Origin of the sequence: Adlercreutzia sp. ZJ473 (assembly GCF_013185065.1) — a bacterium.
GTDB lineage: Bacteria > Actinomycetota > Coriobacteriia > Coriobacteriales > Eggerthellaceae > CAAEEV01.
In genome coordinates this window covers 1-23,135 of sequence record NZ_JAAVTO010000027.1, presented here as the reverse complement: position 1 = coordinate 23,135, position 23,135 = coordinate 1, and the positions used below count along the sequence as shown (strand labels likewise).

At 62.1% G+C, this 23,135-nt stretch carries 22 protein-coding genes; 4 read left to right on the top strand and 18 right to left on the bottom strand.

Going from position 1 to position 23,135, the window contains the following annotated elements; translation table 11 throughout:
• The gene (locus HRL41_RS06665) at positions 1-1,242 is read right to left on the bottom strand and encodes a nucleotide sugar dehydrogenase (protein ID WP_172136092.1); all 1,242 of its coding nucleotides are present in this window, start codon (positions 1,240-1,242) and stop codon (positions 1-3) included.
• 166 nt (positions 1,243-1,408) lie between these two features.
• On the opposite strand from HRL41_RS06665, the gene HRL41_RS06660 reads away from it, so the two are divergent.
• Complete coding sequence (locus HRL41_RS06660; RefSeq protein ID WP_172136091.1) at positions 1,409-1,798, top strand: hypothetical protein; 390 nt, start codon at positions 1,409-1,411, stop codon at positions 1,796-1,798.
• Between the two features lie 151 nt (positions 1,799-1,949).
• On the opposite strand, the gene HRL41_RS06655 is transcribed toward HRL41_RS06660, so the two are convergent.
• The 15 genes from HRL41_RS06655 to HRL41_RS06590 form a co-directional block, all read right to left on the bottom strand.
• Positions 1,950-3,065, bottom strand: coding sequence for an NAD-dependent epimerase/dehydratase family protein (locus tag HRL41_RS06655; protein WP_172136090.1), 1,116 nt, complete (start codon positions 3,063-3,065; stop codon positions 1,950-1,952).
• Between the two features lie 28 nt (positions 3,066-3,093).
• Positions 3,094-3,432: an acyltransferase gene (locus tag HRL41_RS12435; RefSeq protein ID WP_216662557.1), complete on the bottom strand. Its 339-nt coding sequence runs from the start codon at positions 3,430-3,432 to the stop codon at positions 3,094-3,096.
• 178 nt (positions 3,433-3,610) lie between these two features.
• The gene (locus HRL41_RS11950) at positions 3,611-4,906 is read right to left on the bottom strand and encodes a hypothetical protein (protein ID WP_216662556.1); all 1,296 of its coding nucleotides are present in this window, start codon (positions 4,904-4,906) and stop codon (positions 3,611-3,613) included.
• 91 nt (positions 4,907-4,997) lie between these two features.
• Positions 4,998-6,359 (bottom strand): hypothetical protein, encoded by a 1,362-nt coding sequence (locus HRL41_RS06645; RefSeq protein WP_172136088.1) that lies wholly within the window; start codon positions 6,357-6,359, stop codon positions 4,998-5,000.
• Positions 6,337-7,050 (bottom strand): CatB-related O-acetyltransferase, encoded by a 714-nt coding sequence (locus HRL41_RS06640; protein WP_172136087.1) that lies wholly within the window; start codon positions 7,048-7,050, stop codon positions 6,337-6,339. The genes HRL41_RS06645 and HRL41_RS06640 overlap by 23 nt, the downstream gene beginning before the upstream one ends.
• Positions 7,010-8,278, bottom strand: a complete 1,269-nt coding sequence (locus HRL41_RS06635) for a hypothetical protein (RefSeq protein ID WP_172136086.1) — start codon at positions 8,276-8,278, stop codon at positions 7,010-7,012. Before HRL41_RS06635 ends, HRL41_RS06640 begins: the two co-directional genes overlap by 41 nt.
• Position 8,279: 1 nt before the next feature.
• On the bottom strand, positions 8,280-9,068 hold the full coding sequence (locus HRL41_RS06630) for a DUF1796 family putative cysteine peptidase (protein WP_172136085.1): 789 nt from the start codon (positions 9,066-9,068) through the stop codon (positions 8,280-8,282).
• Positions 9,069-9,080: 12 nt separating this feature from the next.
• The gene (locus tag HRL41_RS06625) at positions 9,081-10,250 is read right to left on the bottom strand and encodes a UDP-N-acetyl glucosamine 2-epimerase (RefSeq protein ID WP_172136084.1); all 1,170 of its coding nucleotides are present in this window, start codon (positions 10,248-10,250) and stop codon (positions 9,081-9,083) included.
• 4 nt (positions 10,251-10,254) lie between these two features.
• Complete coding sequence (locus tag HRL41_RS06620; RefSeq protein ID WP_172136083.1) at positions 10,255-11,451, bottom strand: NAD-dependent epimerase/dehydratase family protein; 1,197 nt, start codon at positions 11,449-11,451, stop codon at positions 10,255-10,257.
• A gap of 1 nt (position 11,452) precedes the next feature.
• Positions 11,453-12,505 carry a polysaccharide biosynthesis protein gene (locus tag HRL41_RS06615; protein ID WP_305792296.1) on the bottom strand — a complete coding sequence of 351 codons (1,053 nt, stop codon included), beginning with the start codon at positions 12,503-12,505 and terminating at the stop codon, positions 11,453-11,455.
• A 20-nt stretch (positions 12,506-12,525) separates the two neighbouring features.
• Positions 12,526-13,848, bottom strand: a complete 1,323-nt coding sequence (locus HRL41_RS06610) for a glycosyltransferase family 1 protein (RefSeq protein WP_172136081.1) — start codon at positions 13,846-13,848, stop codon at positions 12,526-12,528.
• Positions 13,845-14,972: a glycosyltransferase family 4 protein gene (locus HRL41_RS06605; protein ID WP_172136080.1), complete on the bottom strand. Its 1,128-nt coding sequence runs from the start codon at positions 14,970-14,972 to the stop codon at positions 13,845-13,847. The genes HRL41_RS06610 and HRL41_RS06605 overlap by 4 nt, the downstream gene beginning before the upstream one ends.
• On the bottom strand, positions 14,962-16,155 hold the full coding sequence (locus HRL41_RS06600) for a glycosyltransferase family 4 protein (protein WP_172136079.1): 1,194 nt from the start codon (positions 16,153-16,155) through the stop codon (positions 14,962-14,964). Before HRL41_RS06600 ends, HRL41_RS06605 begins: the two co-directional genes overlap by 11 nt.
• A 204-nt stretch (positions 16,156-16,359) precedes the next feature.
• Entirely contained in the window at positions 16,360-16,914 is a 555-nt protein-coding gene (locus HRL41_RS06595; protein WP_172136078.1) for a transcription termination/antitermination protein NusG, read from the bottom strand.
• Between the two features lie 303 nt (positions 16,915-17,217).
• Positions 17,218-17,853 (bottom strand): hypothetical protein, encoded by a 636-nt coding sequence (locus tag HRL41_RS06590; RefSeq protein ID WP_172136077.1) that lies wholly within the window; start codon positions 17,851-17,853, stop codon positions 17,218-17,220.
• A 357-nt stretch (positions 17,854-18,210) separates the two neighbouring features.
• Between HRL41_RS06590 and HRL41_RS06585 the strand changes: the two genes are divergently transcribed.
• Positions 18,211-18,576 (top strand): type II toxin-antitoxin system Phd/YefM family antitoxin, encoded by a 366-nt coding sequence (locus HRL41_RS06585; RefSeq protein WP_172136076.1) that lies wholly within the window; start codon positions 18,211-18,213, stop codon positions 18,574-18,576.
• Complete coding sequence (locus HRL41_RS06580; protein ID WP_172136075.1) at positions 18,573-18,875, top strand: type II toxin-antitoxin system RelE/ParE family toxin; 303 nt, start codon at positions 18,573-18,575, stop codon at positions 18,873-18,875. The genes HRL41_RS06585 and HRL41_RS06580 overlap by 4 nt, the downstream gene beginning before the upstream one ends.
• Positions 18,876-18,918: 43 nt before the next feature.
• Here HRL41_RS06580 and HRL41_RS06575 read toward each other — a convergent pair whose 3' ends face one another.
• Together HRL41_RS06575 and HRL41_RS06570 are read right to left on the bottom strand one after the other, a co-directional pair.
• Complete coding sequence (locus HRL41_RS06575; RefSeq protein WP_371808810.1) at positions 18,919-20,247, bottom strand: glycosyltransferase family 2 protein; 1,329 nt, start codon at positions 20,245-20,247, stop codon at positions 18,919-18,921.
• A gap of 251 nt (positions 20,248-20,498) precedes the next feature.
• Positions 20,499-21,650 (bottom strand): Mbeg1-like protein, encoded by a 1,152-nt coding sequence (locus HRL41_RS06570; protein WP_172136074.1) that lies wholly within the window; start codon positions 21,648-21,650, stop codon positions 20,499-20,501.
• Between the two features lie 142 nt (positions 21,651-21,792).
• Here HRL41_RS06570 and HRL41_RS06565 point away from each other — a divergent pair.
• On the top strand, positions 21,793-23,135 hold a 1,343-nt coding region (locus tag HRL41_RS06565; RefSeq protein WP_172136073.1), incomplete at its 3' end, for an SNF2 helicase associated domain-containing protein.

Genomic DNA, 23,135 nt, shown 5'->3' with positions numbered 1-23,135 from the left:
CTAGTCCCTCCTGAACAAATCCCGCGTGTAGACCTTGGCCGCCACGTCGTCGAGGTCGGGGCTCCAGCGGTTGGCGACGATGAGGTCGCAGCGCTCCTTGAACGCGCGCAGGTCGTGGGTGACCTCGCTCCCGTAGAACTCGGGGTCGTCCAAGGTGGGCTCGTAGACCACCACGGGGATGCCCTTGGCCTTGACGCGCTTCATGACGCTCTGGATGGAGCTCGCGCGGAAGTTGTCGCTCCCCGACTTCATGACGAGGCGGTAGACGCCCACGACGGGCCTCTCCACGCCCTCGTAGACCAGCTTCCAGACGCGGTCGACGACCTCCTCGGCGACGTAGTCCTTGCGCGTGCGGTTGGCGTCGACGATGGCCTGGATCATGCACTGCGGCACGTCCCTGAAGTTGGCGAGCAGCTGCTTGGTGTCCTTGGGAAGGCAGTAGCCCCCGTAGCCGAACGAGGGGTTGTTGTAGTGGGAGCCTATGCGGGGGTCCAGGCCCACCCCCTCGATGATCTGCCCGGCGTCGAGCCCGCGCACCGACGCGTAGGTGTCCAGCTCGTTGAAGTAGGAGACGCGCAGGGCCAGATACGTGTTGGCGAAGAGCTTCACCGCCTCGGCCTCGGTGGCGCGCATGACGAGGGTGGGGATGCCCTCCGCAGGCTCCTCCGCCCCCTCGGCGAGGAGCCGCGCGAACTCGCGCGCCCTCCCCTCCAGCTCGTCTGCGAAGGGCGACTCGGAGGGCACCCCCACGATGATGCGCGAGGGGTGCAGGTTGTCGAAGAGCGCGCGGCCCTCCCGCAGGAACTCAGGCGAGAACAGGAAGCGGCCCTCGAGGTAGCGCTCGCAGAGCGTCCTCGTGTAGCCCACGGGCACGGTGGACTTCACCACCATGACCGCCTCGGGGTTCACCTCGAGCACGAGCTCCACCACCTGCTCCACGTATCGCGTGTCGAAGAAGTTTCTCTCCTCGTCGTAGTTGGTGGGCGTGGCGACGACCACGAGGTCGGCCCGCCCGTAGGCGGCCCTCCCGTCGAGCGTGGGATGCAGGTCGAGCTTTCGCTCCCCGCGCGCCGCCTCGTCGAGAAAGCGCTCTATCTCGGCGTCCGCGATGGGGCTCTCCCACCGCGAGAGCCTCTCCACCTTCTCCGGCACCACGTCCACGGCGTCCACGCGGTTGCCCTGCGCCAGCAGCACCGCCAGCGAGAGCCCCACGTAGCCCGTCCCGGCAACGGCGATTCTCATAGTCAAGTCAGTCCTCTCTCTTCGGTTGTCAAAGTCCCGGCCACGCGCGGGCGAAAGCCCGCGCCGGCCCGTCGTAAGTCGATCAATCTGCAGTTGCGAAAGCGTCATCCGAAGGCGTATGATTCGCCCCGTAGCGAACCCTGCCCGAGCGAGGAGGGAGCACGCCGTGGAGAAGCGGATCGGGACCATCAAGGCGCCGTCGGACCTCAACGTGCTGCCGCACGAGATGGACACGGCCCGCGCCCTCGCCGACGCGGGGATGGACGTTGAGTTCGTGCGCCGCACGCGGGGCGAGCGCGTGACCTCGGCCGACCTCGAGGCCGACGGGGTGGTATGGGAGGTCAAGTCCCCGACCTCCGGGAGCCTGAGGGTCGTCCAGAAGCACCTCCGCGCCGCGCTGCGCCAGTCGCGCGACGTCGTGTTCGACGCGCGCAGGATGCGCGGGCTCTCCGACGCCGCCATAGAGCGGGAGGTGCGCAAGTGGGCCGCCAGCCTGACGCACGCCCGGCGCATCCTCTACGTGAGCAAGCGAGGCGGGGTTGTCAGGATCAAGTAGGGGTGGTATGATCGCGGCAGCAAAGCGCCCGATTGGTGAGTATTTCACATATATCCGGCGCTTTCTTTGCATCTAGTGCCGTGCTATCATGCAAATCAGAAAAGCGCCCGAACGGTATGTAATTTACCTAACTCCGGCGCTTTTCCCATGCCTACAGCCCGTAGTACCCCCTGTACCACCTGGCGAACGCGCGCAGGCCGTCCTCCAGCTTCGTGGAGGGGCGAAACCCCAGGTCGCGCTCGAGGGCGCTCGTGTCCGCGTAGGTGACGGGCACGTCGCCGGGCTGCATGGGCGCGAGCTCTCGGTGCGCCTCGAAGTCATAGCCCTCCGGCAGCACGCCCTCCTCCACGAGCACCCTCTGCAGCGTGTCGACGAAATCGAGGAGGTTCTCAGGGTTGGAGTTGCCGATGTTGTACACGCGGTGCGCGGCCCGGGGCAGCCCGTCGGCGCCTGTCTCCACCGCGGGCGGGGCGCCCATCACGCGCACGACGCCCTCGACGATGTCGTCCACGTAGGTGAAGTCGCGCTGGCAGTCGCCCATGTTGAAGATCCTTATCTTCTCGCCGCGCACCAGCTTGTCGGTGAACCCGAAGTAAGCCATGTCGGGCCGACCCATGGGGCCGTAGACCGTGAAGAAGCGAAGCCCCGTGGCGGGGATCGAGTAGAGCTTGGAGTAGGCGTGGGCCATGAGCTCGTTCGACTTCTTGGTGGCCGCGTAGAGGGACACGGGCGCGTCCACCCGGTCGCCCTCGGAGAAGGGCACCTTCTCGTTTCCGCCGTAGACGGAGCTGGAGCTCGCGTAGACCAGGTGCCCCACCGGGTGGCTCCTGCACGCCTCGAGCACGTTGAAGAAGCCGACGAGGTTGGAGTCCACGTAGGCCCGCGGGTTCTCGATGGAGTAGCGCACCCCCGCCTGCGCGGCGAGGTTCACCACGACGTCGAAGCCGCTCTCCCCGAACAGCGCCTCCACCGCCTGCTCGTCGGCGAGGTCGCCGCGCACGAACTCGAAGCGCCCGGCGGAGAACCCGTCGACATCGGCGTCGCCCGCGCTGCCGCCCGCCGCCTCGGCGAGCATTCGCAGCCTGTCCTCCTTGATCCCGACGTCGTAGTAGCCGTTCACGTTGTCGAGCCCCACGACCTCGCAGCCGCCGTCCTCCAGCAGCCGCCTGCACAAAAACGCGCCGATGAACCCGGCCGCGCCGGTGATTAGAACCTTGCCAGTCTCATAATTTGATCTTTCTTCGTTGTCGTCGCGCTTACGTTGCATAGGAACACTCCGCATCTGTATCAAGTGCTTATCTTCTTGCGACCGTATCGATGACGCGTTGCTGAAAGACGATCATATTCTCGCGAGCGATGCCCTCCAAAACAGTACCTGCGCCAACAACGGATCCATCCTGAACCGCTGCTCCAGCTAGAAGCGTGACACCCGCGCCAAGCCAGCAATCACTACCAACCGCAACCGGCCGGATGGAGAGAGTCTGCTGTCTCATCGGCGTACCAAGATGCATGCCATGGTTAGAATCATAGATCTTACAGTGAGCAGCTATCATGGTTTCTTTGCCTATGCTGACGTTTTCTGCCGCGCAAATCACAGAACAGTCACCTATGATCGTTCTGTCGCCAATCTCCACGTGCCCCCCGCCGAAGATATGAACATTGCGACCTATGCAAACATCGTCCCCGAAGACAACGTCTGCAGCTTCAATTGCCGCGCCTCTTCCAACGCGAAGCCGCCTGCCACCCTCATGAGCCAATCCAACAACCCCTCCCCGAATGTATTCAAGCAGTTTTGAGATCTTTCTATAAGCGCTATGAAACGACATGAGAAGCCCCCGACCAAAAGCCACATGGGTTAGTGTTGATACGAGAGAGAATGAGGTCTCTCGTATACGAAGGTCTGTTTTTCTCGAATTCAGATGTCCAGCCAGGAGGCAGAGAGAGGTCATCTATAATCGAAAGCCACTCTGTAACCTGTGAGCCCCACGCCTCTGGCCCACCTTCAAGCACATCCACGGTCAACCCCAATCTGTATCGGTCAACATATTGCCGATCAGGATCTTCCAAGTGCCCAGAAAAGTGGAGCAGGGGCTTCTCCTGCGCCATGTACTCGAACACCTTTGCGGAGATCTGATCGCTGCACTTCATGCTGACGAGCACGCTTGCGTTCTCATACATCTTTTCCAACTCACTGTGTGCCATGTAGTCATGGAATTGAATAGCACCCCCGGTTCTAGCCTCCCACTCTTTGCAGAGCCGAGCAAGGTCGCCTCTGCCAACGATGTGGAAAGTTGCGGATCCGATGATGCCGTGCGCGCTCAGCCAAAAGAAGGTTTCCATAGCTGGAATTGGATTGTAGTGCTCCCTGCTGAGCGAGCCCGCGTAAACCCAGTCACCAGAGGCTGTGGTAACAGAATCGGTTGCCGCGGGGGCCTTCGAAAGCAAAGGGAGATCACTTATTAGGACCTGAGCCCTCGGGGCAGCAGCATACGATGACCTATACCATCCTTCCTCAAAAGCCATGCCGATGACGTGATCGAAATTACGTCCGATGCGGTCAACCCAGTATTCGGAAGCAGAAGCCTGTTTCTCCTTGGAGATGTGTCTCCTGAGAGTATTAGGGATATAGTCAACGCAATAAGCGAATAGAGGAATGCCAGGAAGACAAGCACGCACTCTCACAGCCGCCTCGATGCACTCTACTGGACAGCAAGTGGCTACGATGCAGTCGTAGGGCTTCACGTGGTGGAGGCATATTGCGAGGTTAGCTACGCGCTGCGAGAGAGCTTTTGACGCTAGGGGATATCTCATCCAGTTTGAAAGACGACTCGCGAAGTTAAGAAAGCGAAAAGCCGCCATGGCTACCTTTGCTTTTCTGTCGCCCGGAAGATCAGAGGCGAAATAGAATAGCTTAAGTCGCTCGTCGGGACGCACGCCGTACACCCTGACGCCATCAAGCTCGCTTGGAAGGCTCTCAAAGGGATCGTCGAACGCAATCACGTCGGCTTCGTGTCCCGCCTCGACAAAAGAGCGAGCCACGTTTTGAGCGCAGACAGCGTTGGCGAACGGGCGGGGATAGTACTTATCGGTCAGAAAAAGGACTCTCATGCAAAACACCCCTGACAATGAAAACGATTAAGGAGAGGCGCAGGAGACGAATCGAGAAATTCCGATGCACCAAGTTTAGCATTGTTTAAGCTTATCTTGACAAACGTCTGATGTCCCCAATAACCTGCTTGGGCATAGCCACACAAGCGGGAATGACCGAGATTGCGGTTGAGGCTATGACCAAGACCCAGGTGCTAAACTGCCCGCTCCCCGCCCAAACGAGCGCGACGCTGAGAAAAGAGGCCAAGGTAAGGGATGCCGCAGCTGCACTTGTCTCCTGTAGGCCGCAGGCGAAATTGTAGTTGAGCATGATCCACATATAGAGAACATTGTAGACGCAAAACACTAGGCTATAGAATGGCGATACCTCGACAACATCATTGCCAATCCAGATGCTTACAAACAACGGCATGATGGGCACGAGGACGAGTTGGCAGATGCCAACAGCAAAAACCGCGAGGACGCCAGCCCTGTAGAGCTTTTTTATGCGAGAGAAACGCCCCTCGACGATAGCCTTTGTCGCAGCAGACCAAATGGGAGTGAGAGCGAGAGCAAAAAGGCCGCCTACGATTCCCAAGGTCTTGTAATAGACCTGGTAGTCAACAACCTGCGCAGGATCAACGAAAAAGGAGATCAGAATCTCTTTCGAATTAAAGACGAAGGCAAGCAGGAGCTGAAGGTAGAAGAGCTGTCCGCCCTTCCCCATGATCGAGCATGCTATAGCAAGGTCAAAATACCTAGGAAGCAGCCTTACGCTTGGAAATCTCCTGCGAAACACGACGAAGGTTGCAACAAGCCCAGGAAGGTTGTTTGTAAAAGAGGTTGCAACAGCTAAGGCGACAAGCCCATCCTCGCCATTATTTCCTTTCGCAACGAGCATGTAAAGCAAAATCAAGATATTGGAGAGGAGGATGAGGGCGCTGGGGGTTACGGCATCCTGAAGGGCATAGAGAATATGGCTAACCATCACGGACAATAGGCGTAGGAAAATGCCTAGCAACAGGATGTAAGCAACAAGGCTGAGCGTCCCAGCTGATATGACAGCTTCGTCAACGTTGAGCAAGAAATTCCAGTTAATCACGTTGACTATGGGCCAAGCGAGCAGAGAGAGAGCGACAATGATGGCGATGACCGAATAGTACCCGGACACGAGAAGCTTTGCGAGGCTCTTATGATCCTCCTCGACTATGGGCTCGATGATTTGGTTTCGCAAGCCACCACCTATGCCAAAATCAAAGAGCAGAACCCAGTTGAGCAGCGCAACCATTGCAAACCAAACGCCAAGCACCTCTTGCGAGTTAAAATAGGCGAGGTAGGCAGGCATGACAAGCAAGGCTACTATCATGCTTCCACCCTTAATGGCATAGCTCCCCGCAACATTAATCAATAGCCGCCTGTTTTCAGCGTTGGAAAAACGCATGCGAAATACGTTATTGAGCTTTGATGCGACCATGCAAATCCCCGTCTAGAAGAGCATCAGGACTGATAAAGGCTCTTTCGTGCTCCCTTATCCAAGAATCGCCCTTCTCCCACCATCTTGAGGCGAGAAGCCTGTTGATGGTTTCCTCTTCGAAGCGGTACTTGATGACTCTCGCAGGATTGCCGGCGACAATGGAGTAAGGAGGGGTATCACGCGTTACAACAGCTCCAGCCGCAACAACAGATCCTGTTCCGAGTTTTAAGCCACCCCTGCGTACGACCAGAATAGCTCCCGTTGCAACCCAGCAGTCAGCTCCGATGACCCCATAGAACTTCTCGTCTTTGTCCACGTAGAAGAATTCTTCGCCAAAAGTGCATTCGCTCACCAGTTCATCCCCAGCCATGCCCTCTGGGCGATAGAGCGCTGGCGAGGTGCTCACAGAGTGGAGAGGGTGATTCCCAGCCGCAAGCATAACGTTTCCTGCTAAAGAGCAGAAGGGGCCGATGTCAACTCTAGGCAGGGAGCAGTCATCGCCACAATAGGAGTGAGCTCCAATCCTGCTTCCAATCAGAAAGCATCTCTTCCCCACGCTAACGTAGTCATCAAGACTTGCTCCGCGAATATCTGATGAGAGCGGGACATCAACGGTTTTTCGAGTGTTCGCTCTCATCAGATATGCAGCGTTACGGATGGTCTTGCGAAGAGATCGAATAGGATAGCCCATTCCCCCCAACCTCCATACCTAATATAAAAGCCAAGTAGTAAAAAGCGAAGTTACCTAAGAGAATTTCGGTGCCGACATTGAGCACGATAAAGAGGAGGGTGCAAGCCCTTGTCTCATGGTTACCGCAATGCAGTCGCGTTGCGAGAAGCACCACCATGATTGTCAGCCCAACTAAACCAAGAGAGAGATAGAGGCGGAAGAACCCTGGAAGATAATTCGTCGTTTGATACATCCCCTCACCGAATAGAATGCCATAGATGGTTTCACTCGCCCCAAAGGTATCCTTGAAGGCGTAAAAGCGAGTGCTTCGCGACAATCCAGATACAGTGAGGCCGCTACCACCGAACACCCTCATAACAAAATAATCCCAGAGCCCCGACACAACGACTGTACCGACACCGATAATGCACAGCGCAGCAAATGCTACGATTAGCCACCCCCCGTTCTTGCGATCCATCCAAAGGCGAACGAGAAAGTGAGAAATCCAGAGAATGGCCACGCAAATTAAACCAGTAGAAGAGGCTGACGCCAGAGCCACAACCGAAAGGAATGAGGCAAGCTTATAGTTCGGAGATTGACTTCCTCTTTTGAAGAGGCTCAGGGCGACAGGCAAGAGGAGATAGCAGCAAAGAGCCGCTGGCTCGTTGAGAAGCGATTGGCAGCGAAACCTCAACCCGTATGACATTTTTGCTTCCAGAGCCAAGTCCAGGTTATCGCCAATGACAGGAAGAAACGGTATATAGCTCGTAAGAACAATGCCAGCATAGCTGAAAGCGATTTGCAAGAGGCCGTAAGAGGCTACGAAGACAGAAACGACGTTAAGCCAGCGAGTGGCGACTCTCTCGTCGAAATACAGTGGTGCGAAGATGGCAATACCTGTGTAAATGTAGGCGACTCTGCAGGCGCTCCATATGGCATCGCTTTCAAGAGCCCCGCTTAGGTTCGCAGCATCCAGAAATGAATGCAAAACGAGATACAACGAGAATACAAGCGCACTCCAGATGGGTTTTACGCCCAAAAGCTTCCTAGAAAGTAACGCGTGCAGAAAGAAGCCGAGAAGAAGAAATTCTGATAGGGTTAGTTGAGGAACGGGTGAAGAGTAGCGATTGAGAATCGGGTAGAGCACGAGCAAACCGCAAAAAAGAAAAGAAGCGGTGACGTGCACCTCAGAGAAGATGCGCAAGCGCATTGAACGAGTCGCTGCAGATGAGGATGCCAAGGGCAGCATGCTAGAAGGCCTCCCCTGCAACCAGCGAATGCACGTATGGGCGAACGAGTGATTTCTTCGCTCTGTGACCTACGAGCTTGAATAGCCGCATCGCCGGTTCTTTACGCTTGGCAGCCTCTTTAGCTGCGTAACGAGCAATGTTCGATTTCCTTTTGAGGCAAGGATAGCTTGCGACTAACTTCTCGGCAAGTAATGGGTCGTTGTCCAGAAACCTCCGCGCAACGACATCACCCCGGTCTGGATCGAAGGAGAAATCGATTCGACCCGAGCCAAGATCGCTCCGATTGCCAACGAGCATAATATCGCTATCACGATTGAAGCCCCTTAGTATCCCCATGATTCCAGGAAGAGTGTATGTCAAATTATCCAACTCCGCTTCATCCCGTACATATCTAACGAACAGAGTAGGCTCAAGAGCGTTCTCGTAGAAACGCTCTATGCGCCGAACGTACTTGTCGCGAACCATAGGCAGTTGATCGCCAAAAGGCCTCCACCGATCGAAGTCATGGTAGAAAGCAATCCCGTACTTCGCATTCCTGTAATGTTCGGGGATAGTCGGATCTTGCTCGAAGAGATCTGGCATGAACAGATCGCTAAAGCCATCATTCATTAGCTGGCACACCCCCCACCACGGGGATATGACCCAGTCAAAAGGACCACTTGTGTCTCTCAGGCCAAAACGTTCCAGCTCAAGCGCAACACTGCAGAAATAACCCAGAGATACAATGTGCTCAAACTTTCGAGACTCTAGTTGTACGGGATTTCTCCAGCTTTTCAGCATTTCCGCCATAGTGGCATCATCTCAGCCCTTCCTCCACACCATCTTGTCCACCACGCCCGCGTAGGACTGGATGATCTTGACCACCCTGTCGGAGACGCCCTCGTCGGCGTAGTCGGGGACCAAGGCGGCATGCAGTCCGTCGCGCTCCATGGCAACGGCGAGCTCGACCGCCTGAAGGAGGCCCCTCTCGTCGATGCCCGAGAGCACGAAGCACGCCTTGTCGAGCGCCTCGGGGCGCTCGGTGGAGGTCCGGATGCACACCGCCGGGAAGGGCTGCCCGACGCTCGCGAAGAAGGCGGACTCCTCGGGGAGCGTCCCCGAGTCGGAGACCACGCAGAAGGCGTTGACTTGCAGGCAGTTGTAGTCGTGGAACCCGAGCGGCTCGTGCATGCGCACGCGGGGGTCGAGCTCGAAGCCGGACTCCTCCAGGCGCCTTCGGCTCCTGGGGTGGCAGGAGTAGAGGACCGGCATGTCGTACCTCTCGGCCATCTTGTTCGCGGCGCCGAACAGGCTCTCGAAGTTGGCGGGCGTGTCGATGTTCTCCTCGCGGTGGGCGCTGAGCAGGATGTACTCGCCCCTCTCGAGGTCCAGCCTCGCGTGGACGTCGCTCGCGTTGATCTTGCCCAGGTTCCTGTGCAGCACCTCGGCCATGGGGGAGCCGGTCACGTAGGTGCGCTCGGGGGCACAGCCCGTCTCCCTCAGGTAGCGCCTCGCGTGCTCGGAGTAGGCGAGGTTCACGTCCGAGATCACGTCGACGATCCTCCGGTTCGTCTCCTCGGGCAGGCACTCGTCCTTGCAGCGGTTTCCCGCCTCCATGTGGAAGATGGGGATGTGGAGCCTCTTGGCCCCGATGACCGACAGGCAGCTGTTAGTGTCGCCTAAGACCAGCACGGCATCGGGCTTCACCTCCACCATCAACTGGTAGCTTCTGGCGATGACGTTGCCCACGGTCTCGCCGAGGTCTGCTCCCACGGCGTCGAGGTACACGTCGGGTTCCCCCAGCTCCAGGTCATGGAAGAACACGCCGTTCAAGACGTAGTCGTAGTTCTGCCCCGTGTGAGCGAGCAGGCAGTCGAAGTACCTGCGGCACTTCTTGATCACCTCGGACAGGCGGATGACCTCGGGGCGCGTGCCCACGATGATGAGCAGCTTGAGCCTGCCGTCGTTCTTGAACTTGGCGTCGTAGCCCATGATCCTAGACCTCCTCGAAGTAGGTGTCGGGACGCGCCGGGTCGAAGACCTCGTTGCAGGCCATGACCGTGACCAGGTCCTCGGCGTCGGAGAGGTTGGTGATGCTGTGGGTCCAGCCGGGGACCATGCGCACGGCCTCGACCCTGTCGCCCGAGACCTCGAACTCGACCGTCTCGCCGGTGGCGACGTTGCGCTCGCGTATGAGCCCGCGGCCTGACACCACGATGAAGAGCTCCCACTTCGAGCTGTGCCAGTGCTGCCCCTTGGTGACGCCGGGCTTGGATATGTTCACGGACACCTGGCCGCAGTCTGGGGTATGGATAAGCTCGGTGAAGCTCCCACGCTCGTCAATGTTCATATGCAAGGGATACTTGAACTTATCTGTCGGAAGGTAGGTTAAGTAGAGTGAGCAGAGCTTCTTCTCGAAGGAGCCCTCCGGCATGGACGGCATCATGAGCGTCTCGGGCTGGGACTTGAGCTCCTGGAGCAGCTCGACGATGCGCCCCAGCGTCACCTTGTGGGTCACCGGCACGTGGCAGTAGCGCCCGTCGTCAGTCGGGACCGCCTCGGCGCCCTCGTACTCGCAGCGTTGTTCCTTCCCCTCCAGGAGGTCGAGCATGCCCTGCACCAGGTCGTCTATGTAGAGCAGCTCGAGCTCGACGCCCGGGTCGTTTACCGTAAAGGGCTCGTCATTTGCTATAGCCCAGCAGAAGGTGGACACCGCCGAGTTGTAGTTGGGGCGGGAATGGCCCATGAGGTTGGGGAAGCGGTAGACGGCTACCTTGGCGCCGGTTTCCTTTGCGTAGTCGAAGAACAGCTCTTCTCCCGCCCTCTTGCTCTTGCCATAATCGCTCTCCCCGAAACGGCCAGACAGGGTTGCCTGGATGCTGGAGGAAAGCATGACGGGCGCCTTGCTTCCTGCGGCCCTGAGCTCGTCGAGCAGCTCGCCGGCGAACCCGAAATTGCCAGCCATGAAGTCGGCCGGGTCCTCGGGGCGGTTCACGCCGGCCAGGTTGAACACGAAGTCAGCTTTCCGGCAGTACCTTTTGAGATCTTCCGGCGTCGAGTCCAGGTCATATTCGAAGACCTCGTCGATCCTCAAGTTGGGCCGGGTGCGGTCCTTGCCGTCGCGCAGATTGCGCAGGTTGTTGCAGAGCGCCGTGCCGACCATGCCCTTCGCGCCGGTGACGAGGATCCTCATGCTACTGCACCGCCTCGTGCTCGCGACCCTGCAAGGCAAGCTGGACGTACTCCGCGGTCTTTATCTTTTCTACCGTACCGGCCACATCAAGCCTCTCGGTGTTATGCGAGGTGTAGGCCTCTGCCGCCTGGGTCCTCACCTTGCCCTTCGCGACGAACTTGTCGTAGTTGAGGTCGCGGGTGTCTGCATGGACCCTGAAGTAGTCGCCCATGTCCTCGGCGCGCAGGCGCTCCTCGCAGGTCATCAGCGTCTCGTAGAGCTTCTCGCCGTGGCGGGTGCCGATGACGCGCGTTCCCGTGCAGCCGAAGAGCTCCTGGACGGCCTCGGCGAGGTCGCCCACGGTCGATGCCGGGGCCTTCTGGACGAAGAGGTCGCCCGGGTTCGCGTGCTCGAAGGCGAAGCAGACCAGGTCCACCGCCTCGTCCAGGTTCATGAGGAAGCGCGTCATGGAGGGGTCCGTGACGGTCACGGGATCGCCCGCCTTTATCTGCTTGATGAACAGCGGGATGACGCTTCCGCGCGAGCACATGACGTTGCCGTAGCGGGTGCAGCACACGGTCGTGCCCGCCTCGGCGCCGTTGCGGGCGTTCGCGTAGATAACCGACTCCATCATGGCCTTGGACTTGCCCATGGCGTTTATGGGGTAGGCCGCCTTGTCGGTGGACAGGCACACCACGCGCTCCACTCCCTCGGCGATCGCGGCGTGCAGCACGTTGTCCGTGCCTATGACGTTGGTGCGCACCGCCTCCATGGGGAAGAACTCGCATGAGGGAACCTGCTTCAAGGCCGCGGCGTGGAACACGTAGTCCACGCCCCGCATGGCGTCGCGCACCGACTGCGGGTCGCGCACGTCGCCTATGTGGAAGCGCACCCTGCGGGCCGCCTCGGAGTCAACCCTCTGCAGGCGGTGCCTCATGTCATCCTGCTTCTTCTCGTCGCGGGAGAAGATGCGGATCTCGCCCACGTCCGAGCCCAGGAAGTGCCTGAGCACGGTTGAGCCGAAGCTCCCCGTGCCGCCCGTGATCATCAGGGTTTTACCGAAGAATGAAATCAAAGCTCGCCCTTTCATTGCCGTTATCCGTTGATACCTGCTTCATGCCCGTTGCCGAGCCTGTAGTAGAAGTCCTGAAGCATCGATGAGGTAGAACGCAGGTCAAAACCAGCTTCAATGACCTCGTCAGCCGATGAACGGCGGTCTTCCGCATGGACTGCGCAGCAGACCTCGGCCCAAATCTTAGGACGATCATTGAGGCCAAGGCTTCGACAGAGAGGCACGACAGCACAAGCGTCTTCGGGAACGGCCCTTGAATAGACGCAGGGAAGCCCTGAGGCCTGCGCCTCCACGAGCGAGATGCCCAACCCCTCGTTCAAAGACGGGAACAGGAAGACGTCCATCGCCTGGTACAGCCTGCTCACATCTGACCTTGCCCCGAGGAACAGGACGGAGCCTTCGACGCCACGCTCAGCTGCCAATTGCTTAACGCCGCCAAACAGAGGCCCGTCCCCAGCCAACACGAGCTTGGCGGATGGAACCAGCTTCAGGATCTCGCAGAATACGTCGATGACAAATGGGTGGTTCTTCTGCTCGACGAACCTGCCGACATGGCCCACGACAAAGGCATCGTCCGATATGTGAAGCTCATCTCTCACATCAGCGCGAACTTGGCTGTCGAATCGAAAGCTCTCGACGTCTATCGCGTTGGCAACAACGACCAGCCTATCCGAGGCAGCGAGCTTCTTCCCGTAGAGAAATTCACCCGCTTTGCCAGAGCAAGCAAAATAGTAGTCTGCCTGCCTTCGCAAGGGCAGCTCAAAGATTCTTTTTACCACACCACTGAAGCCAGGGGCCTCGGCGGTGCTATGGCTGTGTATGACGGCCGCGATTCCCCTTTGCCTCGCTATAGGGAAGTACAGTGACGCCGTGCTGCGCACATGGCTGTGCAATACGCGCCATTCCGGATGTTCGTCCAACAGCTCACGCCATTGCCGCCGATAGGCAACGAGATTCGTCCCTCGGAAGGGTCGGAGCTCAAAGACGCGACCGCCGAGAGATTCTACCTCGTCCTTGTAGTAGAGCTCGCCAGGATGCTCGATGACGAAGTCGAACTGAACCTGCGAGCGGTCGATGTTGCGGTAAAGGTTCATAGCGAAGGCTTGGGAGCCGCCGATGTTGAGGCTTCCTATGGCATGGAGGATCCTCACCGGCCCGTCATCCTTTGCGTTGGCCTCTATGCGCAGCGAGGAACTCTGCATTCCTCCGCTGCAAGCAGGCGGTTCCAGACAGCCCTTCTCCCTCGACCGCGCTTTCTGCGACAGCGACGCACCCGTCGCCGATACAAGCGCCTCGGAGGACGACACTTCCCGCACCGATTCAACAGTCTTCTCGCAATCGTTCACCTGTTTATCCCCATCGTCTCGCAGATCACGTCGTTCACCTTGCGCACGTCGAAGAGCTCCTCGGCCATACGCCGGCTCTCCTCGCCCATGCGCGCTGCGAGCGCCGGGTCGTCAATAAGTCTAATCATCGCTTCGGCGATGGCCTCGGGGTCCCTCGGCGGCACGAGGAAGCCGTTCCCGCCGTCGCGCACCACCTCGCGGCAGCCCACCGAGTCGGTCGTGATGACCGCCCTCCCGACGGCCATGGCCTCGAGGCATCCCTTGGGGGTTCCCTCCCCGTAGTAGGAGGGCAGGACGAACGCGCTGCACTTCTCGAGGAAGGGGCGGACGTCGTCCTGCGGGCCCTCGTACGTGATGACGCCGGACTCGACGTAGGGCCTGAGGTCCCCGGCCTTCAGGGCGGTGGGGTTCGAGTGGAACGGCCCCACGACCGTGAACGTCACCTCCGGATGGGCGCCCTTCACGACCTCGGCGGCCCTGCAGTAGTCCAAGACACCCTTGGACTCCAGGAGCCGGCCGCTGAACAGGAAGCCGACGCCCTCGGGCAGGGGCCTTCGGGCGAAGTGGTCGAGGTTCACGCCGGACCCGTTCACGCGAGCGACCTGCCCTGCCGTCGCGATTCGCCGATCAACGCAGCGCCGGGCGTCGTCGTCGTTCTGAAAGAAAACACGCTTCGCCCTCTTCAGGGCCACGCGATACTCCGCGAGGAAGACGGCCTGGACCAGACGGTCCTTGAGGGAGTCACCCGCGACGACGTTGCCGAGGCCAGCGACCATGGAGTAGACCTCCACGTCCCTGCGCCCGCGAGCCGCCAGGCACCCGTAGATGTTGGGCTTCGCCGCGAAGGTGAACACCTTGTCGGGTTTCTCGGCGGAGTAGAAACGGCGCAGGAACAGGAGCGTCCTGAGGTCCTGGACCGGGTTCGTCCCGTTGGCCGACATGGGGACCTGGGTGTAGCGGATGCCGGCGGCCTCGAAGAAGCCCTCCCACTCCTCCTCGCTGCCTTCGCCCAAAGCGACCACCTCGTAGCCGGCCCTCCTGAACTCGGCCATCATGTCCATGCGGTGCCACTTCAGGGACTCCGTGCCGCTGGCCACCACCAGTATCTTCCCCTCATGCCTCACGAGGGCTCTCTTTCCCTTCAAGCGCGGCGCCGTCCCCGAGCGGACCGGGGCCGCGCCCCGGCGCGCCCTCCTCAGCCGCCGCCCCCGCGGATCCGCGGGGGCCGTCGTCGCCCTCGCGGCCCGCGGCGCCCCCGAAGAGGCGGAGCCCCCAGGCGAGGGCGACGGCGATCGCGAGGTCGAATGCGAGGACCGCCGCCCTGGCCGCCAGCGGGGCCTCCGCGATCGCCACGCCCGAGGCGGCGAACACGACGCACACCGCGTAGATGGTCAGCACGACCCTCCTCTGGCCGTAGCCGAGCCTGAGCAGGCGGTGGTGGATGTGCTCCTTGTCCGGCGCCCCGACGGAGACGCCCCTGCGCCTCCTCCTGACGATGGCGGCGAAGGTGTCGAGGACGGGGACCGCGGCGATCACCACGGGCGCGACGAGGGAGGTCACGCTCGAGACCTCCGCCGCGCCCATCAGCGAGACCAGGCCCAGGACGAACCCGAGCGTGAGCGAGCCGCTGTCCCCCATGAACAGCCTCGCGGGGTGGAAGTTGAACCTCAGGAAGGCCAGGCACGAGGCGACCAGGGCGGCCGCCATCGCCGCCGCCGCCCAGATGCCCAGCCGGCACGACAGCACGAGCAGGGCCGTCCCCGAGATCGCGGCCACCCCGGCGGCCAGCCCGTCCAGGCCGTCGATGAGGTTCACGATGTTCGCGAAGGCGACCAGGTAGAGCGCCGTAACCGGGTACGCCCACGCCCCGAGCTCGAGGGAGAACCCGGCGTACCCGGAGTGCACGCCGGTCAGCAGGACGCCCCCCAGCACCGCGACGCAGGCGGCGACCACCTGGCCGAGCAGCTTCGTCCTCGCCCTGATCTGCATGACGTCGTCAACCGCGCCGACGAGGAAGACGACGGCGACGGACAGCGCGACGAGGCCCGCGTCGACGCCGTCGGGGAAGCCCAGGCCCGGGGCGGCCCCGGCCTCGTGGAGGAGCCAGGCCAGGGCCAGGGACCCCGTCATCCCGCCGAAGAGCGCGACCCCGCCCATGCGGGGCGTCGCGACCTCGTGGACGCGCCGCCCGCCCGGCTCGTCTATCGCGCCGACCCTCTTCGCGACGGCGATCGAGGCCGGGACCAATGCGAAGGTGAGGGCGAACGAGGCCAGGGCGACGAGCGCCAGATCCCAGTACGCGGGCAACGCTACGCCTCCGCCGCCGGCGCGGCATGCCTGGCGGAGGCGCGCCCCTCCCCGCCAGATGCGCATCTGGGCCTGCGGGCCCTCGCGTTCCGCTGGGTCAATTGACCCAGCAGCTTGCTACGTGAACAGGAGGGGCAAGGCGTCCCTTCTGTTAAATACTGTCCTATAAAGAGTACAGAGACGCGTCCTCCCCTTCCCGCGTATTCAGTTGTCAGTGCTTCTTCTTGCAACTACCTTCAACCCCAAAGGGATCTCTTTCGTTCTTCCGCAGATGGTCACCTCAAGCCAGGCCGTGCTCCGGTGGCGGTCGATCCGCTTTATCGGGAACACGCACCCCAAAAGCGGGCCGTCGGTGACCACCACCTCGTCGCCCTCCTTGACCGCCGTGGACATGGGGACCGCGCGCTTTCCCTCCTTGGTGAACGCCGCCATCCACGCCGCCTCGTCGTCGCTCAGGGGGGTGAATCCCTTTTCGTTTCTCAGCAGCCGCGCGAACTCGCCCACGGTGCGGAGGATGCGCTCGAGGTCCTCGGGCTTGCTGCTCACCGCCACCAAATAGCCGGGGATGAGCCTGCGCCTCACCAGCCGGTACTCACCCCGGATCTTAGCCTGCGTCTCGTAGCGCAGCGAGAACACCCGCGTGAGCGCCCCCGGCGCCACCGCGCCTGAACCCTCGAGCTCGGCCGCCTTCTGGCGCATGCGCTCGCACACGACGTCGTCGCAGCCGGCGCCCACCTGGATAACGTACCACCTGGGCATAAAGCAGGCTCCTCCCTTCGCGCGCCGCGGGAAGGCCGGGGGGCCGGAGGCCCGCCATGCGGCCCGCCGCGGGACCCGCGGCCCCGCGCGACATCCCCAGACGAGCCTTCGGGCACAGCTCCGCCCGTCGCCTTGCGCACGACTTGAAACGAAAAGGTATTCATCCCCCTGACCGAAGCGAAGCTCGCCACAGGCGCAGTCTCCGTCGCGTCAAGGTATGCTTCCCACCCCGCGCCCTCGCGGGCGCGCGCCGGGAGAGCCGAGCGGTTTCCTCAACCAGGCAGATGCCTCGCCGGGGCTCCGTCAGCTCTTCTCAGGCACGTTGAGCGCGGCCTTCAGCAGGAAGCCGCCGCTCGGCTCGTCAAAACGCACGTAGGCCATGCGCTTGCGGCGGTTCACGCTCTTGATGGAGCGCTCCCGCCCCGCGAGCGGGCCGCGCGTCACCGTGAGCTCGCCGCCCTCGATGACGCCCTCGCTCGCGCGCAGCACGCCCTGCGCGTCGAGCGCCGAGCTGAGCCATGCCTGAACGTTCGGGGAAAGAGCCGCGTGCGCGCCCTTGCGGCCGCCCGCCAGCGCCACGGGAAACGACAGCCTCCCGAGCGCGCGCGAGAGCGCCCGCGCGTCGCGCGCGGCGATGAAGAAGTACTCGCGGAACATGGGGTCGACCACCAGCCGCCACGTGCCCCGCTGGCGCAGGAACCTCTCGTAGCGCGGGGCGACGCACCTCTCGGCCACCTCCGGCGCAAGCACGCTTTCGCACTTGGCGGCCATGGCCTCCTCATGCCCTTCGCGCACGTGCACCGCGTACCACCTGAGCGCGTTCGCCTCTGCGGCGTGCGACCCCCCTGACGAAATCGCAGGCAGGAAGTCGGTCTGCTCCGCAAGCTGGGCGCTCACCTTGGATCCGCTCGCATTCTCCTCGCGGCCATGCGTCGCCACGCGAGCCGCACAAGGCGGCGTCAGCCTGCATCCATGCTGGTGAGATAAAGTAGACTTTTTGCCCAACCCTAAAACCAACTTGAAGAGGCGGTGCGCGAAAACGTACGACCTGCTCTTTTTTCAAACTCGACCAAGATAACCCTCCCCTGACAAAAAGTCTACTTTTTGACGAGACAAAAAACGGCCCTCGAGCTAAGTGACGCTTTTTTCGTATCCAGCGACCATGCGCCCAAAAATGCCTCCACACATGCCCCATGTGTGGTTTTGCTATTCCAAAAGGCACCGTTTTCGTTCGTGCTATAGTACGTATAAGAGCACGGATAATATTTTAAGCGTCTATACGGATTGGACAAAACCATGGTCGTTGTCACCAATGGAAAGCTGGCGTTTAGCCGTGATCGCATCGTGAGCGCAACCCATGCTTCGAAGAACTTCGGAGAATGTCGTAGCCGAGCCAAGCACGAACCTATCTTCGTCACCGACAGAAACGCAAGCGTCGAGACGGTCATCATGGGTTATGACGAATACGAGGCCATGGCTTTGGAACTGGAGCGACTCCGAGTTGAGAAGCTCCACGCTGAGGCGGCTGCTCGCCTTGCTGAGGTTGACGCTGATCCCAAAGGAGCCGTCATTCCTTTGAGAGAAGTCCTTGGAGAAGAGGGCTATCGCGACTTTTTGGCAATCAACGCAGATGACGTGCCTGACGAGGAGCTGTTCGCATGAACGCATACGAGCTCGTCTTCACACGCGCGGCAGCAAAAGAATACGAAGCTCTGGACGGCACCGTGCGTGCCATGGTGAACAAGGGTCTGGCAAAACTGCGCACGAGGCCGAACGAAATAGGAAAACCGTTGTCGGGATCCCTGTCAGGTTGCCGAGAGCTGAAGTTCCGCTCAGATGGTATCCGAATAGTCTATCGCGTCCGAAACGGCAAGATACAAATCGTGGACATCTTGGCAATCGGAGCGCGAGACAAGGGAAAGGTGTTCCACGACGCCGAACGCCGCTTGGGTTCGCTCTGACGAATTCACGTCTATTGCCCACCCGATGCGGCGCGCTTCTTCCCTACTCCTCGGCTTTGCGGGGGGCTTCGGAGAACTCGGCCACGTCGACCGAGATGGAGTGCTTGATGGGCTTCCAGGTGGCCTTCTTCACCAGCGCCACGAGCGCGATGGGGATGTAGGTGAGCTGGAACAGGGGGAACGTGAACAGGTTGCGAATCTTCTTGGCGCGCGACATGCGGATGGCGTCCCACTCGACGAAGGTGGTGAGCACGCCGAACACGAACATGAACACGATGTAGTTGAACAGGCAGAAGAAGATCGAGGAGATGGAGCTCGCCACCGCGATGCCCACCGACATGGCGCCCGAGAGCGCCAGGATGACGATGGCCGCGTTGAACACCACCGAGATCACCGTGAGCAGCATGCCCGGCGCGATGGTGATGAGCATGTCGTAGCACGCGAAGCGGTACCCCTTGGGGTTTTTCGCGATGCCGCGCACCAGGCCGCCCGCGTAGTGGAAGAACACCTGGTAGAAGCCCTTCGCCCAGCGGAAGCGCTGGTTCCACGAGTCGCGGAAGGTGATGGGCTGCTCGTCGTAGAGAATGGCCGTGGGGCAGTACGAGATGCGCACGCCGTCGATGACCGACGACACCGAGAACTCGATGTCCTCGGTGAGCAGGTGCCACTTCCAGCCGCCCGCGCGCTTCAGGATGTCGGCCGCGATGAAGAACCCCGTGCCGGAGACGGCGCACGAGGTGTTCAGCGTGAGGCGCGCCTGGTTCAGGAACTTCGCCTCGCGCAGGAACCACAATCCGTAGCCGCCCGAGATCCAGTTCGAGCCGAAGTTCTTGGAGTTGCGGTAGCTCGTGGACGCCTGCGCGCCCGAGTCGAACGTGGCGTTCATCTCGCGGAAGTAGTTCGCGTCGAGCACGTTGTCGGCGTCGAACACGAAGTACGCCTCGTGCCCCGCGTCGGGGAACTGCTCCCAGATGCTCTTCAGGCCGAAGTCGAGCGCGTAGCCCTTCCCCACCTGCTCCTGGTTGAAGCGCTCGAACACGTGCGCGCCCGCCGCGCGGGCCCGCTCTGCCGTGTCGTCGGTGCAGTTGTCGGCGATGATGAAGATGTCGATGAGCTCGGCGGGGTAGTTCTGCGCGCGGATGGAGCCGATCAGGTCGGCGATGACGGCGCTCTCGTTGCGCGCGGCGATCAGCACGGCGAACTTGTGGTTGCGCTTGGCCTCGTACGCCGGCGCGCGGCGCGTGAGCACCACGAGCACGTAGAGCAGCTGGTAGGTGTACATGATGGTGAACGTGATGAAGACGCAGCCGTTGAATATGTCGACGAACGACAACGCCGCCATAGACTCCGCGAACCACTCAAACACCTGCACGCGCTCCTTCGACGGGACGCGCACAGCGTCCGACTCCGCCCTCGCGGGCCTTATGCACCTTGTGCAAACTTCTTGCAAACTCTTGAGAGTATAGCGACCGCGACCTCCCCTGCCCAGCTCTGACAGGCGAAAGTGACGCTTTTGTACGCATTCGGACACAAGGCGCGCACAATTCTCAGGTCTCGGGGGTGGAGGGAAGGGTGCGAGGCGGCTGGGGCAGCGAGCGCATGGCGGCTGGGCCGCGCCCGCGCTCAGCCCTCCGAGCTCGAGGGCAGGCGCTTCGGGGGGTCGGGCAGGATGCTGCGCGCCGTGGAGGAGGTGAGGATCCCCACGCCCTGGGCGAACGTGCGCAGCAGGAACCCGCGCAGCTCGGAGTCGAGCCCCGCGCCGTGGCGCGCGATGGTGGCGATGTTCTTCGGCAGGTTCTCCTGGAACTCCGACCAGGTGGACGCCTCCGTGCTCATGAGCAGCTCGTACACCGTGTCGATGAACAGCTCGCGCTTGTCCGCGTCCACGCTGTGCAGCCACTCGTCGAGCGAGCGGTCGAACGTCGCGGAGCCGCGCGTGAGCTTCTCGGCGTAGGCGAAGTCGGTCCCCGCGACCATCCACGTGAACGGCGAATGCGACAGGAACGGCGGCGCGTCGGACGCCACGATGGCGTAGTCCCCCCGCCGCTCGAGCATGAGCCCGAACACCGACGAGGAGGGCACCGTCTTGTGCAGCTTGCGCAGGAAGGCCTCGGAGGACGCGCGCGGCGAGGGGTCGTCGAAGAACGACGGGCCGTCGTGGTCGTACACCGCCTCAATGCGCTCGAACAGGGCGTCGTCGCAGGTGAGCGCCGCGTACTGCGCGAGGTTGCCGCCCTTGGAGTGCCCGCCGAGCACAAGCGGGCCCGCCAGGGCCGACCCGACGCCCGAGAGGTACTGCAAGGCCGCCGCCTGCGAGGGGATGACGTTCTTGAACGTGAGGTTGAAGTCCTCCTTCCAGCCCGCCAGCGTGCCGTCAGTGCCGCGGAAGGCCAGGTAGACCGCGTCCGCGCCGCGCACCGCGCGCGGGAGCAGGAAGGCTGCGGCCGAGAACTGCTTCTCGATGGCGCGCGCGTACTCGTTGACGAAGAACGTCACGCGCACGTCGCGCAGCCGGCGGCTCGCCATGACGGCATGCACGAAGCGCCCCGTGAGCTCGGCGTCCTCCAGCCAGCTCGACGCCGTGAGCGCGTCGTGCGGGGTGAGCGCCACCACGTCGTGCAGCAGCACCTCGCGCGACGACTGCCGCTCGACCACGCCCGCCGCGTCGAAGTTGAAGTACACGAGCGACGAGAGCACGAGGGAGTCGACCGGCGTGAGCGCCAGCTCGGCGAAGGTGCGCTGCTCGCGCTCGAGGAAGTCGACGATGGTTTCCATGCGCCTATTGTAGCGCGCCGCGCCGCGCGGGCCGGCCCGGCGCGGGCGCTCCACGCAAAGCACGCGCGGCCTGCATGCGCCGTCACCCGGCGTGGTATGATGGACGATACCCGTTTTCCGTGGCGAAGGAGGCTTGAGGCGCGTGCTGACCGTTGACGACCTTGCCTGGCACTGCCCCGCCCGCACGTTCCAGCGCGCGCGGCAGATCGCCGGCCGCGAGAAGAACATCCTCACCAAGCAGGTGCGCTACGGCGCGGGCGAGACCACGATCACCGCCTTCGTCGCCGCCTCGAGCGGCTGGGCCGACCGCTACCGCGTCTCCGTCGACGTCGACGAGGACGCCGGCGAGGTCCTCGACTACTCGTGCACCTGCCCGGCGTTCCTCAAGTACGACGGCATGTGCAAGCACACCGTGGCGCTCGCGCTCTCCTACATCGACGACCCGCAGGGCTTCCTCGGCTACAAGCGCTCGCGCGCGCCCGAGACGAGCCCGTCCGTGGCCGCGTTCATGCGCCGCGCCGAGCGCCTCGCCGCCGAGGGCGAGCTCGCGGGCACGGTGGGCATCGACGTCACGCTCGTCTACGGGTACGAGAGCTGGGCGGCGCGCTTCAAGGTGCGCGGGCCCCGGGGCAGCTACGTCATGAAGTCCGTGAGCTCGTTCGTCGAGGCCGTGCGCACGCGCGAGCACGTCGCCTACGGCAAGAAGCTCGCCTTCACGCACGCGCCGAGCGCCTTCGACGAGCGCGGGCGTGCCCTCGTGCGCTTCCTCGAGCGCGCCGTCACGCAGCGCGAGCGCACCCCCGACGCCGCGCGCTGGCGCAGCTTCGCCGCCCCCTACGTGGGGCGCGACCTCGACCTGTCCGACGGCGAGGTGATCGACCTCATCGACCTCCTCGGCCGCGACTCCGTCGCGCTCGAGTGCACCGACGGCAGCTTCAGGCGCTCCTCGAGCGCGCACGTGGTCGACGCCGACCCGCGCATCCCCTTGCGCATCACGCGCCACGAGGGCGGCTACGTCATCATGCGCGACGAGAACGTGGCCTTCGCCGCCGAGGGCGCGCGCATGTACGTGCTGCAGGACGGGATGCTCTTCCGCTGCTCGCCCGCCTTCGCGCGCTGCGCCGACTTCCTGCGCAGCGTCTACCGCTCGGCCGACGACCAGCTGTTCGTGGCGGCCGAGGACATGCCGCTGTTCTGCGCCACCGTGCTGCCCACGCTCGAGGAGACGCTCGCCGTCGACGCGCCCGCCGAGCTCGAGCTCTTGAAGCCCGTGCCCGCGCGCCTCTCGTTCTACTTCGACTACCAGAAGAAGGGCGATCTGATCGAGGTGGACGCGCAGGTGCGCTACGGCGAGCGCGCGTTCTACCTCGCGAAGTCGCCGAGCACCTGCGCGGGCGAGCGCGCGGCGGAGCAGATGGAGCGCGCGGACGGGCGCGCGGCCCGCAGCGGGCGCCGCGCGGGAGGCGAGGCGGGCGGCGCCGTGCC

Coding starts and splice junctions, on each gene's coding strand:
- HRL41_RS06620 (WP_172136083.1), bottom strand. CDS start 11,451: ATGAGGATCCTCGTCACCGGCGCGAAGGGCATGGTCGGCACGGCGCTC.
- HRL41_RS06635 (WP_172136086.1), bottom strand. CDS start 8,278: ATGCTGCCCTTGGCATCCTCATCTGCAGCGACTCGTTCAATGCGCTTG.
- HRL41_RS06630 (WP_172136085.1), bottom strand. CDS start 9,068: ATGGCGGAAATGCTGAAAAGCTGGAGAAATCCCGTACAACTAGAGTCT.
- HRL41_RS06570 (WP_172136074.1), bottom strand. CDS start 21,650: ATGGAAACCATCGTCGACTTCCTCGAGCGCGAGCAGCGCACCTTCGCC.
- HRL41_RS06585 (WP_172136076.1), top strand. CDS start 18,211: ATGGTCGTTGTCACCAATGGAAAGCTGGCGTTTAGCCGTGATCGCATC.
- HRL41_RS06645 (WP_172136088.1), bottom strand. CDS start 6,359: ATGGTCGCATCAAAGCTCAATAACGTATTTCGCATGCGTTTTTCCAAC.
- HRL41_RS06595 (WP_172136078.1), bottom strand. CDS start 16,914: ATGCCCAGGTGGTACGTTATCCAGGTGGGCGCCGGCTGCGACGACGTC.
- HRL41_RS06655 (WP_172136090.1), bottom strand. CDS start 3,065: ATGCAACGTAAGCGCGACGACAACGAAGAAAGATCAAATTATGAGACT.
- HRL41_RS11950 (WP_216662556.1), bottom strand. CDS start 4,906: ATGAGAGTCCTTTTTCTGACCGATAAGTACTATCCCCGCCCGTTCGCC.
- HRL41_RS06640 (WP_172136087.1), bottom strand. CDS start 7,050: ATGGGCTATCCTATTCGATCTCTTCGCAAGACCATCCGTAACGCTGCA.
- HRL41_RS06625 (WP_172136084.1), bottom strand. CDS start 10,250: ATGGGCTACGACGCCAAGTTCAAGAACGACGGCAGGCTCAAGCTGCTC.
- HRL41_RS06580 (WP_172136075.1), top strand. CDS start 18,573: ATGAACGCATACGAGCTCGTCTTCACACGCGCGGCAGCAAAAGAATAC.
- HRL41_RS06665 (WP_172136092.1), bottom strand. CDS start 1,242: ATGAGAATCGCCGTTGCCGGGACGGGCTACGTGGGGCTCTCGCTGGCG.